The sequence below is a fragment of the Pseudoalteromonas sp. 3D05 genome (genome assembly GCF_002723455.1).
Lineage (GTDB): Bacteria > Pseudomonadota > Gammaproteobacteria > Enterobacterales > Alteromonadaceae > Pseudoalteromonas.
Window position 1 is genome coordinate 1 of sequence record NZ_PDUS01000029.1, and the last position, 339, is coordinate 339.

Below are 339 nucleotides of genomic sequence, written 5' to 3' on the forward strand. Positions count from 1 at the left end.
CACCACATATAAACATTCCTAAGAAAATATAAAACTTCAAATATCAATTAAGTAAAGAGCATCGCCCCTTTTACAACGAATGACGAAGATCATTGTTGCAAGTTCAGTATCACCCACCACATATAAACATTCCTCAGAAAATATAAAACTTCAAATATCAATTAAGCAAAGAGCATCGCCGCTTTTACAACGAATGGCGAAGATCATTGTTGCAAGTTCAGTATTAGCCAGTACAAATAAACATTCCTCAGAAAATATAAAATTTCATATACTAATCAAGCAAAGAGCATCGCCGCTTTTACAACGAATGGCGAGGATTATTATTGCAAGTCCAGTATC

Annotated in this window: 1 protein-coding gene; it reads left to right on the forward strand. The window is 34.2% G+C overall.

Features of this window, described 5'->3' with window-relative positions:
* Positions 1 to 79: 79 nt before the first annotated feature.
* Positions 80 to 339, forward strand: a 260-nt coding sequence (locus tag CSC79_RS20300) for a hypothetical protein (protein WP_237114069.1), incomplete at its 3' end; no start/stop codon positions are given.